This is a genomic window from Paenibacillus sp. Soil522 (genome assembly GCF_001428245.1).
Lineage (GTDB): Bacteria > Bacillota > Bacilli > Paenibacillales > Paenibacillaceae > Pristimantibacillus.
In genome coordinates, this window is record NZ_LMRV01000074.1 from 26,988 (window position 1) to 40,885 (window position 13,898).

Sequence of the window (13,898 nt, forward strand, 5' to 3'; positions counted from 1 at the left end):
GTTATATTACGGGTACATTTCGTCCTCAGGACAAGAGTTGAGTGGATCATGGAGCCCCCCTGAAGGTTTTCATGGAGTCGTTAAGGTCTCCATGGCCTCGCCGTATGGGGAAGATTATGACCTTAGTCTGGAGACCGTGGGCGAGGGTAACCGATTGCCGGAAGATAAGACGTTACTTACAAATGGTACCGAGTACAGTGCTACCGAGGTGTCCGGAGGTTACAGAGCAGAGTGGAGAGTTAAGGGACATACGGACAAAGATTATAGTCCGGATAAAAAGGTTTTCGTCTATGTGAGCATCAAATATGACAATCACTGAAGATATTGCTATGTTTACGGAAACTTAATGATCGACCGCGGGATCGCCCTGCGGCATTTTATACCCCGGAAAAACACCGGGTTCCATCGGAATTTTAACGGGACTCGGCAAGGATGAAAAGACCTTTTTGTCCTCGGCATGGCAAATGGAGCATACGTAATTAATGTCATAGCATGGGTCATGGGTCATTTGGTTGGGAGGACCCCAGTCTGATCGTGGAAATGTAAATGTGAAACACATCCGCGTTTATTGGGATGAAATCCTCCGTTTGGCTGCGGCCAGTACCTCAAAGAAAGAAGCAGAGTGCCGCGGCGCTCTGCTTCTTTCAACTATCGTACCCGTTAGCTTAGCAATCAATTATTTCGACAAAGCACGCTAATCGTCTTTCTTAGTTGTATCTCATATGCCACTAACTCCTCACTTAGTGAGGGACCCAGGAATTTTGTTTGAACATACTCTCTCATCCATTCATCGTAAATAAGAGCAGCCTGAAAAGCTAAATCCATGCTGGGGATATTCTGTCGAATCAAGACTAATCCAATGTAAAGAGCGTATTGGTTCCGGAAATCCAGTAGTTGGGTCCGGTAATCCATCCATTCCTTAAGACTGATCTTTAGAGAGTGTAGCAGCCTAGTTTGAAGAGAATGCCATGCCATTGGGTTTTTGTTCTCAACTGACTCGAACGCAGAACACCATTTCATTATAGCTAGGACTAGATGTCCATCCGTTGTATGTATCCAAAAATCTTTCGACCCTTTAAGTTCATTCTGCACAGGTTCAAGCTCTCGAAAAGAAATGTAGCTCATGATAAAGTCTCGCAGCAAAGGGTATTGTTTTTCAACTACATCTAAACTATTAAACTCATTGATTCTCGACATCTATATCTCCCCCACAGGATCAAGCGTTCCAACGAGAGCCTGTTCAACAATGTGTGTTATCAGCTATCATACCCGTTAGAGTAATAGATCTGCTTAATCGATTATGGTTGCCAAACTTCCCATATGTTACCGTCAGGATCAGCGAACGTTATGTTTGGTCCGCTTGTCACCCGTTCTCCTAAAATATTCACTCCGTTTTCCTTGAAACGTTCAAATAGCTCCTCGATCCGTGGAGTAATGAAACATGCCATTGCATGGGGTTTGCCGCTGTCCAATGACCAAGAAAAGCGTAATCGACCGCCTTCTTCGTCCGATTTGTGAAGGAACAGAGCGGGTACAACTTGCCTTAGACCAGGTGAAGGCAGGTTTCCATTCCGATCGGGAAAATTCAAAACAGCCATCACCATCCCAGGCTCAACACGGTCGTTATTTGCAGGTTGGTACCCTAAATTCTTTTGGTACCATTTAATAGACTCGTAAACATCATTTACTGGTACGTAAATACAAGTTATACCCGTAATGTCTTCCAGTCTTTCTTCCACATTGATTTCCTCATTTTCCTGCATATCCGTTTCCTCCCTCTCAATATCTTAAATCAATAATGATACATCCTACTCCCAACCATTTCTAATTTTACCACTACTACACATGGATGATATGTCATTTTTTATATTTTTTTACTTGTTCATTATGCTTTCCTGCCAGTTACTTCAATGAAATAGGGAGCAGCTGCCGCAGCGGTCTGCTCCCTGATCTGATTGAACTATCGTACCCGTTAGTTTAACCCTAATTTTCCCATTATTGAGTTGACAAAATCCGTTTTTGCATGGGAATACGTAACTTTGTCGGCTTGATGTGCTTTACTAAGCATCTCTTTTAGAGTTTGATACTCATCCAATGCCTCATTACTTGTCAATAAATAATCCCGGAAGGCAAGTTGTCTTTTCAGATATATACTACCTGCTTGGAACATGTGTATCTGATGAGTTCTTGGCTCTCCTTTGTTAAAGTAATGCCTTTCAGGCAGTATATCTGTACCTTTATATTCATATCCGATTTTTTCTAAGCCCTGGACACAATGTTTACCGAGTTGGAACTCTTTTAACTCAATTGCGATATCAATTATTGGCTTAGCGGACAAGTTTTTTACCGCTGTACTACCGATATGGTGAACTGCTAGGACAAGTTCGCCGAGTTCAGATTTTATCCTCTTACTCTCATTTGTAAATTCTTTTTCCCATTCGTTCGTCCAAGGAATAAGAAAAACTTTCCCTTTCGGTAGACCAAGCACTGCCTCATCCCCCTAGAGATTTTTATTTACAATTATAACATTTTTTCGAAACTATCCTGCCCGTTACTTCAACAAACGAAAAAGGAGCTGCCGCCGAGCAAGCTCCTCACTATCGTACCCGTTAGTTTAATCACTATTGAATATTTTTAATTTTAGATTATGCTTTATTATGAAGCATTAAACATGCTTCTTCCCTGCTTCCCGCCATCAAGTGTTAAGGATAATCCTTCCCCAGCCTTAGTAAAAACAAGTTGTACGAAAGTATCCTCCGTACCGAACCAGTTATAGATTTGCTCATTTAAACCGTCAAAGACAAGAATACCTTTTCCACCAAGTATGGCACTAGCAAATTCATAGCTCATATTATTTTCTAACTTGTTATAGTTAAGTTCCGTAACTTGAGGATAACGAATGCTCTTGATTCCATCATCAGACTCTGCGCCTAAAATATGTTTAGTCATTACCACTTGATCCTGGTTTACTCGCACAAAAATACTACGTTCTGCTATTATTTCGTATTGATCGACATTAATATCGTAGTTCAGTTTCTGACCATACAGCTTTTCCAGGTCTTTAAGAGTTGTTTCTCCAATACGGATAGCCTTAAACTTTTCGTAAGTAACTGTAGGTTTCCCATAACCTTCGGTCGTTTCTAAAGGAATATCCGTATCAATGTAGCCTTCTTTAGCTAAGTTTTGTATCACTCCTGTTAATTCGGCACGTGTGACGTTACCATTTGGTTTGAATGTACCGTCCTGATAACCATTAACAATTCCTTTTTCTTGAGCCCAAAGGACCGCACTTTCGTACCAAGCTCCTGCTTTAATATCCTTAAATGCTCCACTTGCCGCTCCTACAGTAAGTGATGCACATCCGAACAATAGTGCTGTTGAAAAACCTAAAACAAAGCCTTTCATCGTTTGCTTTTGCATTCTGGATGTCCCCTTTTCATACGATTCTAGTTTTGATGTGTGTTCTACATAAAATAACTTAGACGTATGCAATCGCATAAAGTTGCACTCATTCTTCACATCTACCTATCGGATCCAGGTATATATTGTTCCTCTTTTGAGGAATATTTCCTCATAATAGAAATGCTGCCCGTTTAATAAAAACAAGGAGCTGCGGCAAACTGCTCCCTCTGTCATTCAACTAACGTACCCGTTAGTTCAGTACACTGACCCCTGTAAGCATTGAATCCCTATAGCATCTTTATTAACAATCAATAAGTCGCAGGAATTACGTAACGATCAACAATTTCCCGGGGATCTTTAAACCGTTTAAGATGTTTAGATTGAAACACTGTTACAACCCGTCGCGCTGGAATTATACGTATAAGAGTTCCACCTGCTCCTGATGCAGAAAACCCATCTTCTTCAATACACCATAAGTACCCATAACGGCCAATATGGCGCGATGTAGATGTTTTAACCCATTCCTCTGGTACGACCTTAAGGCCATTCCAGTAGCCACTTTGTAGATAAAGCTGACCTAATTTTGCCATATCTCGCGCTGTCATAGAAAGGGTTCCTATGCCGAGTTCCTGGGGGTCCTCTGCTTTCCAATAAGGAACCCTCATGTTGAGAGGCTGAAATAACCATTTTTCTGCCAATTCACCTACAGGCTTCCCAGTTGCACGGGATAGGCACGCTGCTGCTAAAAGAGAATCCGTATTTTTATAGTTAAAGTGCTGGCCCATGACATCTCGTACGGGTATCTTCAGACTGAATTCAATCCAATTACGACTCATAGTTGTACGTTGCCAAATGGGTTGGGCATCCCCTGTCAAACGCGGGTAGTAAAATCCGGAAGTCATGGTAAGAAGATGCCGCAACGTTAGACGGCGAGTCTGCGGATCAATATCCTTGGTGTTTATCTCAGAAAAAAAATCCAGCACCAGTTGGTCGAGACTGGTTAAAATCCCTTTGTCTAGGGCAATCCCAATTAATGCAGACAGAACACTTTTATTAGCCGACATAACTGGAACCGGATCGTCAGGTCCGATATTCCGATAATAGCTTTCATGCACTATGCAGCCGTCTTTCAAGATAAGGGAACTTAGGAGATTAGGATACTTGGCATAAATCTCGCGGTCAATCAATCCCAGCTGTATAGGATCCATACCTTTTTCCTCAGGAGTTGAGACAAACCAATTTTGAGAATCGATCACAATTCGCCAACGCCCCTTCTCAAGTATTTACCGATTACGGAAGCTTGCAGGGATACCAGTATTTCCGGCGAACCCTCTGCGATTATTTCACCACCCTCATGACCACCGCCCGGTCCCATCTCAATTAACCAATCACATTGCGACAATGCAGACAGATCGTGTTCAATAAGTAATACGGTGTTTCCTCGATCAACTAAACTCCTTAATAAACTCATGAGTTGTGTCACATCTGCACAACTGAGTCCGGTCGTTGGCTCGTCGAGAATATACATCATGTTCCCACTGCGGCCCCGTCCTAGTTCCTTGGCCAGCTTGATTCGTTGTGCCTCGCCGCCACTAATCGTAGTAGCCGGCTGGCCGAGTCTTAAGTATCCCATTCCTACCTGCTGTAAAACTCTAAGCGGTCCGGAAATACCTATATCCCCTGGAAAAAAGTCTATCGCATCATCCACGGACATTTCCAAGATTTTTGCTATGCTTTTTCCAGCAATGGTAATCTCCAAGACCTCGGGACGATAACGTGTTCCACCACAAATGTGACAAGGCCACCTAAATGTATTACCCCGCGTTTCTTTCTTGATAATACCTTCTCCTCCACATTCTGTGCATCCCCCAGTCGAATTGAATGAGAAGTCACCCGAGCTTAATCCCATCTCTTTTGCTGCTGTTTGACTAGCATATAGGCTGCGAATCCTGTCCCACACTCCAATATAGCTTGCAGGTGTAGAGGTTTTTGAGCGACCGATCGGTGCCTGCTTGACTAATAATACTCCAGTCAGCATATCGGCTCCTTTCAACTCGGCATCCTTGAGTTCCTCCGCATCCTGTTCTTTTTCCTCATCATCCTCCAGATCAGCTTCTACGATAGAATCAAAGAAGTTAGCCAACAGGGGAACCAACGTTGAAGAAACAAGGGAGCTTTTGCCACTGCCCGAAGCCCCGGCCACTCCCACCATGACCCCTAGGGGAAAGGACACTGATATATCTTTCAGATTATGTAGATTTGCATGGTAAACTGTTAGTCTTGGTGTATTTTCTGTTACCTGTATCCGATGACGTTGTTCACCAAATCCTACGTAAATAGGACTGTCACCTTGTGATATAAAAGTAGCGATTCGGGATTCAGTACAAGATAAATATCCTTCTAAATTTCCTTGATAAACAATGCGTCCGCCATCTTTCCCCGCACCAGGTCCAATCTCGATGATCCAATCTGCAGACCGAATAACGCTAGGGTCATGCTCAACGACAATTACACTATTCCCCAAGCTTTGTAACTCCTTCAGTCGTTTGATAAGACGATCTTTTTCCCTCTCATGCAAACCGACCGAAGGCTCGTCGAAGATATAGATGAGGCTTTCCAGATCCGAATCCAGATGCGATGCGAGGAATAAACGTTGCAGTTCCCCACCGCTTAAAGTCGGCGTTTGTCGGTATAAAGATAGGTGAGACAAGCCCACATCGAGAAGAGCATATATTTGCGTTCTTATCCTTTTCAGAACCTGAGCGAGATTAGGATCGGCCCTTACTATGCGACCAGACAGCTCTTCCCAAAAATCTGCTTGCTCACATAATGTTTTTTCTGCCAACGTGCTAATGTTCAATCCTTCAATGGTGATGTTCCTGGCCTCTTCACCAATTCTGGTGCCACTGCAAGAAGGACATATGCTGGATCCAAGGCCTTCCGCTCCTGCTCCAATTCGATGTAAAAAAGGCATCAGTCCTTCGTAGCCGACGGATAAATCCCCTTCCAAATACGCTCTTTGGGCCTCGGGAGATAAATTAAAATAGAAGACGTTAGGATCAAACCCATAAGCTTTCCCAAGTCTCTTTAATCCATCCTTTAGCTTTCCTGGCGTCCCGCGCATTAACGAAACACTATTTCTTCCTTGAAGAGCTTGTTCTTCCGTTAAAGCCGATACCTTCCCTGTACCGAAACATGCCAAGCACATCCCTAGAGGTGAATTAAAGTTAAAATACCCGGTTGGAAGCGGCTCGACCCTATGACCACAATCGCGACATACACGCCGTTCATCTGTCTCCCTACCACAGTAACATGTGTAACGACCTGCAAGAGAAAAAACAATTTGCATTAACCCTAATAACTGCGTACGGGTTCCTACCAAGCTTCGAGGATTCGACTGCCGTATGATCCGCTGTTCCACTGCCACTGTTGGGACCAACCCCGATATCTCGTCGAATCCTTCCTCATCATCAAAGGAACTCGTACCAACTGCCCGCTCATACCTGCGTCTTCCTTCACGATAGAGGATATCAAAAGCCAATGTAGACTTTCCCGAACCGCTCACTCCGGTAATAACGACAAATCGCCCTTTAGGGATGTCTAAATCTAGGCTCTTTAAATTATGTTTCTTAGCACCCCTAATCCGAATAGTATTATTCACGAGTCACCTGCTTCTTTGATTTCGATTTGAGTAACAATGATTATATCAAACGCTCTTGTTCGTATAGAAATAACTTCTTTTGACATTGCATGAACCCTTCATTTCGAAACTGCGGTCCGATTATTGACATTCCCATATGCGACATTTACTACGCATAACTGCCAGTTATTTGAGAAAACGGCAGCCGCTATTACCGGCTGCCGTCTCTTCGTGTTTATGAACTATCGTACCCGTTAGCTCAATCTTTATCTTTATAAAACAAACAATTCGCCATTTCGGAAATAATAAATGTCCTCTCTCTTAAATCCGTATTCTCCATTCCTATGCTTAATATGTGGTTCAAATGTAAAGAGAGATACTTCACTCAGCTTAGTTTTATTTTCCGACTCAAAATATCTTCTGCTATCCTTATTAAATTCAATTGTATGCCCCAAATTTCCAGCAAAATCAAGATTAATGTACTCGTATTGTTGTATAACTTCATTCATATATAAGTAAACTTCTTCAAAAGTCATGTCTGGTTTTATATTGTGCTTAAATTGTGTATGAAGTTTCTTTTCAGTTTTAATTCCATTTAAGAATTCCATGTCAAATTCGGTTTTGCTATTTAAAAGCACGTCTTCCTCAACTACATTTCCATCAATGACTACATACGTTCGGGCATAGTCACCCCAATAGGTATTTAACTCTGGACTAAGGTCGATAGTCACTATATCATTCTTACCGACTAATTTATCTGAAGGCTTATAACTTTTTCCTGATTCAGAAATCGTTGTTCTTATTCCAACATGAACAAAAGCCCCTATACCGTGATACCAGAAAATATTTATGCCCTTATCTCTTAAGATGCCCTCAGCTTTAATAACAATTTCTCTTTCAGAGATACCTTCTTTAATGAATTCCTTTAACTCGTCCATTGTAGCTTTTGCAATGGACTGAACATAAATATATTGCGAAATAATCTCCATATATAGCCAACTTTCTTTTTTTCTAGGAGAAGAATACTTTTGAATCTTCTTTATAAAAATAATTCGTCCTTCTGATTAAACTATCGTACCCGTTTAGTCTAGCCTTCTTGTTAAAATAATCCTCTACCAATAACGTTGGCTGATACTGGTTGAAACCCAAGATCTCTTACCCATATGGATAGCTGACCCATATGATGAATTTCATGGGCAATCACATGACGCAAGATTTCACCTTTGGTGTAACGTCCTTCCGTCCATGGTACGGTCACAATTTCGTGTTCAAAATCGTTTTTCCATGTTTCAAGGAACAGCTGTATTTCGGTTCTCCAAGAATCTGAAAGATCCCGTAATTGCTGAATAGACTTGTATTTATCATATTGCACTTGTATATCTGGTTTTCCCTGAATTCCACGAATCCAGCTATATTCCGCATCTACAATATGAAATAGTGTATATAGAATACCACCTACTCCACCAATGCGTTTACGCATCAATTCATCATCTGAAATTTGCTTACACAATTCAAACCATTCATCTCTTACCATCCAGTTATACCGATATAAATTTATCAACTGATGCACCCCTAAGTAGTTCCCAATTAATTCCTAAAATTATATAGATTCGTGTCTTAAAACAAAATCCCTCTATTATTGCGCAAATCTGCTCGTCAGCTTAACGCCTCGCCCAGTCTAAGACATTTATTCAAGAGTTGTATCGCTTGGTCATTAGTTAAGCAGACTTGCGTCGCTCAAAAACTTCAACCTCGCAGGCTATTCCATCAATAATATGGATCGATATCCCAGACAGATTGGGGTATCAACGGGGTTAATTATAAATGATATTAATGATAAAAGATTATAAGTAATACTCATCAGTACTGCAGTTCGGGTACTATAACTTCTCCACAAAACCTGCGGACGTGGCTTCTGGCGGTCTCGTATAAAGGCTCAAATATCGTTTATTCCGGTGCCGTAACAGCCGTTCCAAATCTTGCTCGGTCACATCAGGATGTTTGGCTAATTCATTGGCAAACGTATGGCGAAGGTCATGCGGGCGCAGCGGTGAAAGGTGGCGCTCAGGATCCTTCAGCTCTGCATCGTGCCATTTACCGATTTGCTCAAGGATTCGGTTAATGGACCTGGGATACAGCCGGCCATCTATATTTCGAGCTGGTGTTCCTTTCGCACTTAAGAACAAGGCAATCGTTTCCTCCGCATGATCCAGACCCCTTTCGAATTCCAAATAATCGGCCAGGGCAGCCCTTGCATCGGCCGACAAGTACTCGGTTCCTTCCGCTTTTCCCTTTCCGCGTATCAGGACGATCTTTGCACTGCGAGCTGCACGCATCTGCACAGGGTCACTAGGTTCGACTTGATCCAAGTTCAGATTCACCAGTTCCTCCCGGCGAAGCCCCGTCGAAAGCAGGACGTAAACGATCGCCCGATCGCGCTGCGGGCGCGCATGCGTTTTGAGTTCCATTTTCCCCTTCATTCGGCGCCGATCCTTTTTAAGATGAAACCGCTCCAGCCGATCACAGATGTTTTTGAGGGTCACAATCTGCTCGGAAGTCAGCGTCCGCGGCTTAGGATCCGGCAGCATAATTTCCCGGATCCCTTTGGTCGGATCTTCCGGCAGAAGATGCGGTGCTCGAACCCGAAGCCATTTCATAAACCGGGACAGTGCGGCTTGGTGATTGTTCACGGTGGCCGGCGCATATCCCTTCCCTCCCTTTTCGGGAGGATGATACAGCTGCTCGAGCCACGCCGTAACATCCCGTTTTACAACAGCCGTTACTTTTTCATATCCGTACCGGTCCCGAAAGAAGTCAATGAACCGGCTCAGCTGCAGATCAATCTTTTTTTCGATATCTCGCTTCCTGTCCCCTGATTTTTCCATCTCCATGTAGCGCTCTTTCCAAAGCGTCAGCCGATCCTCGTCCGGGTCATAGATCGAAAAATTCTTCCTTGTCGTGTTTCGTCTCACTTAGCGGCCTCCTTGAACGTCTTTTTCTACCTACTATAGCAAATTCAGAGCACAGAAGGGACATTCTGTGACGTGTTTTGTCTTCCGGTTTTAAGGTTGGATTAAATCTACATAAGTGTGATAAAACAAATAATAGTAAGACGATTCAAAGTACGGTGTGATATGGAACATATATCGAAATTGGAAAGCGAGATTCGGACGAAGTATCAGATTACAATCCCTGAGGAAATACGCGTGAAAGCTAAACTAGCAGTTGGCGATAAACTGTTATGGCAGTATGACGAGGTTCGTGATGAGATCATTGTGATGCCAAAACCAAAATCATTTTCCGACAAACTTTGGGGACTTGGAAAAGAGTTATGGAAAGATGAACCAAGTGATGATTATGTTCGGAAGGAGAGAGAATGCTATCGTTGTTCCGATGAAAATAAATTATATACTGGAGTTGTTGATCCCACGCGGTTTTATGTGTTGAAGTATTAGACTGAAATAAAAGTCTTAGACTGACGATGCCTCATTTTTTTAAATTGAATAAAGAAACCCCCGACGTCTGTCGAGGATTCCTATACGACCGTTGCAAACTAACTTGTCTCATTTGATTGAATACCTCTTAGATAGGACCAATCGCTGCAGCAATTCAATTAAAGTGGTATTCGTACCAGTAAGAGTTACCCGGGAACGAATCGGAATCGAATCGACTGTTGCTCTGACTCTTGTAATGACGTTATTTACTCCATTAACAATAAGCTGCCCCGAATAATCAAGTTGTTTAAAGGCTCATCTTTTGAGGCATACGTTTGCCACACATGCGGTTCCAAACGAAGAAATTCCCATCGTTCCTTTGATCTCTTATTATTCCGGTCAAATTATGAAGTTCAATCATACTTGAGAATAAGTCTATACAATGACTGCCTGTTGTTACATTTACTTTTCTAATGACCTCTGCATATTGCATAAGAACAACGATAGTCTGAGCATGTTGAACCTCTCGTCAACTGGTACGGGGCTAATGAGTATCGCCCTCTTTTAGAAATAATAACGTGTCATAACAAAATCAGAATTTCAATACTTAAAAAAGGCATAAAAAAGAGATGCAGCTGCAGCATCTCTCTAAATGGCTATTACCACTTCGGTTCATCCAGCGGGTACTTCAAGAAATAGGTTCCAAATAAAACCGCCTCATTGATATCTATCATTTGTTCGCGCGGGCTGCGCGCATGGCTGCGGTTTCCTCTTCGTTCGGTCCGTAGATGCCGGGAGCCACAAGTCCCGCTTGACGCATCAGAATCGTCATCTGGCCGCGGTGATGGATTTGATGGCGGATCAATGTTTGCAGCACGCCGCCGTATGTCGTATCGATAAAGCCGAACAGGACCAACTTCTCCTGTAGCTTGGCGTCCGTCCATTGCTCCTTCAACGCCGATGAGGCTATGTCATGAATCTTGCGATAAGTCTTGACGATTTCGGCTGCGGAAGCCGGCTGCTTCGAGAGGTCCGGACATTCCATCTGCAGGCTTGCCCCTTTCAGAAAAGCGCCGTAGCTGCCTACCAGATGCCAAGCCAGTTCGCCCAACGTCCGCGGCTGAGCCTCCGAAACGGCTTGCTTCAGCGATTCGTCCGTCAACTTGTCCAATACTTTCAATGTCAGCTCCGACTCTTGCCTGCAATCTTCTAGAAATGCGTTCACGCTCGTGTACATCTTCATCTCTCCTCATAGAGTTGGAATAAATACGCTGCCGACGACAACCATCATAGCTCGACTTGCAGAAACGAATGTTACTACAATTGATATGCATTTGTAAGGCGAGCTCAAGAAGTATTTTACATAATAACAGATAAAAACGCCACATTATTCCACTAATTCTGCCTGTTAGCTTAACGCCTATCAGTACATATGTACAAAATTTCTTATTTTGTGAACAAGTTAAAAAGAAGCAACCGCAACGGGCTGCTCCTTAGTGAATCAGGGAAATTCTACTTGAATATGCTCACAAATAAAATCGCCAAAAACATAATTAAAATAAATGCGAAGAAAAAGTAGCCAAAAATTCTCAACGGTTTTGCATCGTACTAAGATCAATTCTCTTAGGAGGGCCACCACCTTCTATTCTTTGCATATGAAGCAGTTGATCATCAATAAAGCTTATATTCGTGCTGTTTAAAATTTCAGACTCGTTGGATTGCGTTTCATGAACTTTGTTCACTTTATCATTATCCATGTTGTTTCACGCTCCTCCTTCTTTATTAATTTCCTTGGGGGTTCACCATCCCACAACTCTACGATTCACCCAGCCCCTTATTTGTTTCTATGCCTGGTTCTTCTCCAGAGCAAGGAGACGAACAGTACCCCTGCACAGAAGCCGGTGATTGGCGCTACGACCAAAATTCCGATGATGTTGCCGTCCGAGGTTAGCAGCAGTTTACACCCTGTCATGAAGACTGCGACCATCGCCGCGAAGCCCCAATAAAACAGTTTTTGTTTGTACGTGATGAATGGGATCTCTTTCGTATAGGGATCCGTTTAATCGCGGGCTGATGAATTTTAAGGGGAAAGCATAGGTCGGGTGCGCAAAGGTAAAGGGCATTGGTTAGCGACTCACCTCCTTTTTTTACCTATAGACGAGCCTAGACAAGGATGGATTGCTAAAATGTAACATGGAGATCTTCCAGTTACTTCAATAAATCAAAAGAGGAGCTGCTACGAGCAAGCCCCTCCACTATCGTACCCGTTAGCCATCCAAATGCAAAATGCCTCAGGCGGATCGATGGCTAAACGGCACGACGATGACAACAAATATAAATGGATTAACTTCTAACTTAGGTATCTTGAGCATAACGATCAGGCATTTCTTCAACAGATACATTATCGAAACCAAACTTTGCTTTGATTTCATCTGCTAATTTTGGGGTTAGATTATCCACCTTAACGATAACCTTTTCCTCAACAGGACTCCAACCTACGCTCATGTCTTTATTATAATTCTTCGTTTTGAGGAAATCAGTAACAGGTTCAACCATATCTTGCAACATCTTAGGATTCTTTGTTGCTTTCTTGATTACAACCTTCGCACCCGAACGTTCTTCGATATGCTTACGAGCTTCTTTCCATTTTGGGGAATTTTCTTTATCAACCTTGAAGAAAGCTTTATTGCTATCGTTATCCCAATACCATATTAAGTCCTCCAACAACGCTTCATTATCCACTATTGTTTCACCAGAATCAGGATGTTTCGTTGGATATTACTTAACCAACTCTTCTTCAGTTACTGATCTTACATCTTGTTGGAAAGCAATTAAATCATCTATTACTCCTGCTTCTGCCTTCTTAGGTGGCAGATTTTTCTTTTCTTCAAATTGAGGTGTGTCTAATTTTGTTTTCTGTTCTGACGTAATTCCACAAGCGGTTAGAATCACGATAAGTACCAAAAACAACATCGCTTTTTTGATAATCATTTTTACCTCACCATTTTGTTTTGTTTCTTTTGTTGAATGTTAAGACGTGGCACCCAGTTTAAATGTTGCTTAATGAATGTTCGCCAGATTGTGGGAAACGGTATAAACCGCCGCAAACTCAAGACCCCCAATAAGCTAAACTGCCAGTTACTTCAACAGAAAACGGCAGCCGATCATCTGGCCGGCTACCGTCGTTATGATTGAACTATCGTACCCGTTAGCGTAGTCATGTCCCTTTAGTAAGATCCGGATTGCACATCCGCTACATGGTACTATGTAGCTACAATCCCACTACATCTACAAGATCTAAAAGATTTCTAATAATATATTTGGGTTTAATATCATTAGATACCTCTAAGTTTTGACGGTTGTAATAGCAGAAGTCAGGTTATGCACTTAAAAATATTCAAGAACGGATTAAGCTGCATTAT

14 protein-coding genes and 1 pseudogene are annotated in these 13,898 nt (G+C 42.5%); 2 read left to right on the top strand and 13 right to left on the bottom strand.

Annotation, left to right across the window (positions count from 1 at the left end; translation table 11 throughout):
• Nucleotides 1–91 precede the first annotated feature (91 nt).
• Nucleotides 92–319: a hypothetical protein gene (locus ASG81_RS23210; RefSeq protein ID WP_056639863.1), complete on the top strand. Its 228-nt coding sequence runs from the start codon at nucleotides 92–94 to the stop codon at nucleotides 317–319.
• 979 nt (nucleotides 320–1,298) lie between these two features.
• On the opposite strand, the gene ASG81_RS23220 is transcribed toward ASG81_RS23210, so the two are convergent.
• The 8 genes from ASG81_RS23220 to ASG81_RS23255 all read right to left on the bottom strand — a co-directional run bounded on the left by ASG81_RS23220 (nucleotide 1,299) and on the right by ASG81_RS23255 (nucleotide 10,014).
• On the bottom strand, nucleotides 1,299–1,763 hold the full coding sequence (locus ASG81_RS23220; protein ID WP_056639872.1) for a VOC family protein: 465 nt from the start codon (nucleotides 1,761–1,763) through the stop codon (nucleotides 1,299–1,301).
• Between the two features lie 209 nt (nucleotides 1,764–1,972).
• A complete protein-coding gene (locus tag ASG81_RS23225) occupies nucleotides 1,973–2,488 on the bottom strand; it encodes a GrpB family protein (RefSeq protein ID WP_056639875.1) in 516 nt (171 codons plus the stop codon).
• A 167-nt stretch (nucleotides 2,489–2,655) separates the two neighbouring features.
• A complete protein-coding gene (locus ASG81_RS23230) occupies nucleotides 2,656–3,420 on the bottom strand; it encodes an S-layer homology domain-containing protein (RefSeq protein ID WP_056639878.1) in 765 nt (254 codons plus the stop codon).
• A gap of 290 nt (nucleotides 3,421–3,710) precedes the next feature.
• Nucleotides 3,711–4,658 (bottom strand): serine hydrolase domain-containing protein, encoded by a 948-nt coding sequence (locus tag ASG81_RS23235; RefSeq protein ID WP_056639880.1) that lies wholly within the window; start codon nucleotides 4,656–4,658, stop codon nucleotides 3,711–3,713.
• Nucleotides 4,655–7,063 (bottom strand): hypothetical protein, encoded by a 2,409-nt coding sequence (locus tag ASG81_RS23240; RefSeq protein ID WP_056639884.1) that lies wholly within the window; start codon nucleotides 7,061–7,063, stop codon nucleotides 4,655–4,657. The genes ASG81_RS23235 and ASG81_RS23240 overlap by 4 nt, the downstream gene beginning before the upstream one ends.
• A gap of 251 nt (nucleotides 7,064–7,314) precedes the next feature.
• Entirely contained in the window at nucleotides 7,315–8,031 is a 717-nt protein-coding gene (locus tag ASG81_RS30280) for a M24 family metallopeptidase (RefSeq protein ID WP_081417534.1), read from the bottom strand.
• A 110-nt stretch (nucleotides 8,032–8,141) separates the two neighbouring features.
• Nucleotides 8,142–8,603, bottom strand: coding sequence for a DinB family protein (locus ASG81_RS23250; RefSeq protein WP_155971819.1), 462 nt, complete (start codon nucleotides 8,601–8,603; stop codon nucleotides 8,142–8,144).
• Nucleotides 8,604–8,922: 319 nt separating this feature from the next.
• Complete coding sequence (locus ASG81_RS23255) at nucleotides 8,923–10,014, bottom strand: tyrosine-type recombinase/integrase (RefSeq protein WP_056639886.1); 1,092 nt, start codon at nucleotides 10,012–10,014, stop codon at nucleotides 8,923–8,925.
• 162 nt (nucleotides 10,015–10,176) lie between these two features.
• Here ASG81_RS23255 and ASG81_RS23260 point away from each other — a divergent pair, with 162 nt between their 5' ends.
• Complete coding sequence (locus tag ASG81_RS23260; RefSeq protein ID WP_056639889.1) at nucleotides 10,177–10,497, top strand: AbrB/MazE/SpoVT family DNA-binding domain-containing protein; 321 nt, start codon at nucleotides 10,177–10,179, stop codon at nucleotides 10,495–10,497.
• Between the two features lie 150 nt (nucleotides 10,498–10,647).
• Here the strand turns inward: ASG81_RS23260 and ASG81_RS33760 are convergent.
• The 5 genes and pseudogenes from ASG81_RS33760 to ASG81_RS23275 all read right to left on the bottom strand — a co-directional run.
• Nucleotides 10,648–10,770: pseudogene (locus ASG81_RS33760) on the bottom strand (exosporium leader peptide); the annotation flags it as partial.
• 436 nt (nucleotides 10,771–11,206) lie between these two features.
• The gene (locus ASG81_RS23265; protein WP_056639892.1) at nucleotides 11,207–11,713 is read right to left on the bottom strand and encodes a DinB family protein; all 507 of its coding nucleotides are present in this window, start codon (nucleotides 11,711–11,713) and stop codon (nucleotides 11,207–11,209) included.
• A gap of 352 nt (nucleotides 11,714–12,065) precedes the next feature.
• Nucleotides 12,066–12,233, bottom strand: a complete 168-nt coding sequence (locus ASG81_RS31310) for a hypothetical protein (RefSeq protein WP_155971822.1) — start codon at nucleotides 12,231–12,233, stop codon at nucleotides 12,066–12,068.
• Between the two features lie 598 nt (nucleotides 12,234–12,831).
• Nucleotides 12,832–13,218 (bottom strand): hypothetical protein, encoded by a 387-nt coding sequence (locus ASG81_RS23270; RefSeq protein WP_056639895.1) that lies wholly within the window; start codon nucleotides 13,216–13,218, stop codon nucleotides 12,832–12,834.
• A gap of 36 nt (nucleotides 13,219–13,254) precedes the next feature.
• Complete coding sequence (locus ASG81_RS23275; RefSeq protein ID WP_056639898.1) at nucleotides 13,255–13,467, bottom strand: hypothetical protein; 213 nt, start codon at nucleotides 13,465–13,467, stop codon at nucleotides 13,255–13,257.
• Between the last annotated feature and the right edge of the window lie 431 nt (nucleotides 13,468–13,898).

Coding starts and splice junctions, on each gene's coding strand:
- ASG81_RS23210 (WP_056639863.1), top strand. CDS start 92: ATGGCCTCGCCGTATGGGGAAGATTATGACCTTAGTCTGGAGACCGTG.
- ASG81_RS23220 (WP_056639872.1), bottom strand. CDS start 1,763: ATGCAGGAAAATGAGGAAATCAATGTGGAAGAAAGACTGGAAGACATT.
- ASG81_RS23230 (WP_056639878.1), bottom strand. CDS start 3,420: ATGCAAAAGCAAACGATGAAAGGCTTTGTTTTAGGTTTTTCAACAGCA.
- ASG81_RS30280 (WP_081417534.1), bottom strand. CDS start 8,031: ATGGAGATTATTTCGCAATATATTTATGTTCAGTCCATTGCAAAAGCT.
- ASG81_RS23260 (WP_056639889.1), top strand. CDS start 10,177: ATGGAACATATATCGAAATTGGAAAGCGAGATTCGGACGAAGTATCAG.
- ASG81_RS23265 (WP_056639892.1), bottom strand. CDS start 11,713: ATGTACACGAGCGTGAACGCATTTCTAGAAGATTGCAGGCAAGAGTCG.
- ASG81_RS31310 (WP_155971822.1), bottom strand. CDS start 12,233: ATGGATAATGATAAAGTGAACAAAGTTCATGAAACGCAATCCAACGAG.
- ASG81_RS23275 (WP_056639898.1), bottom strand. CDS start 13,467: ATGATTATCAAAAAAGCGATGTTGTTTTTGGTACTTATCGTGATTCTA.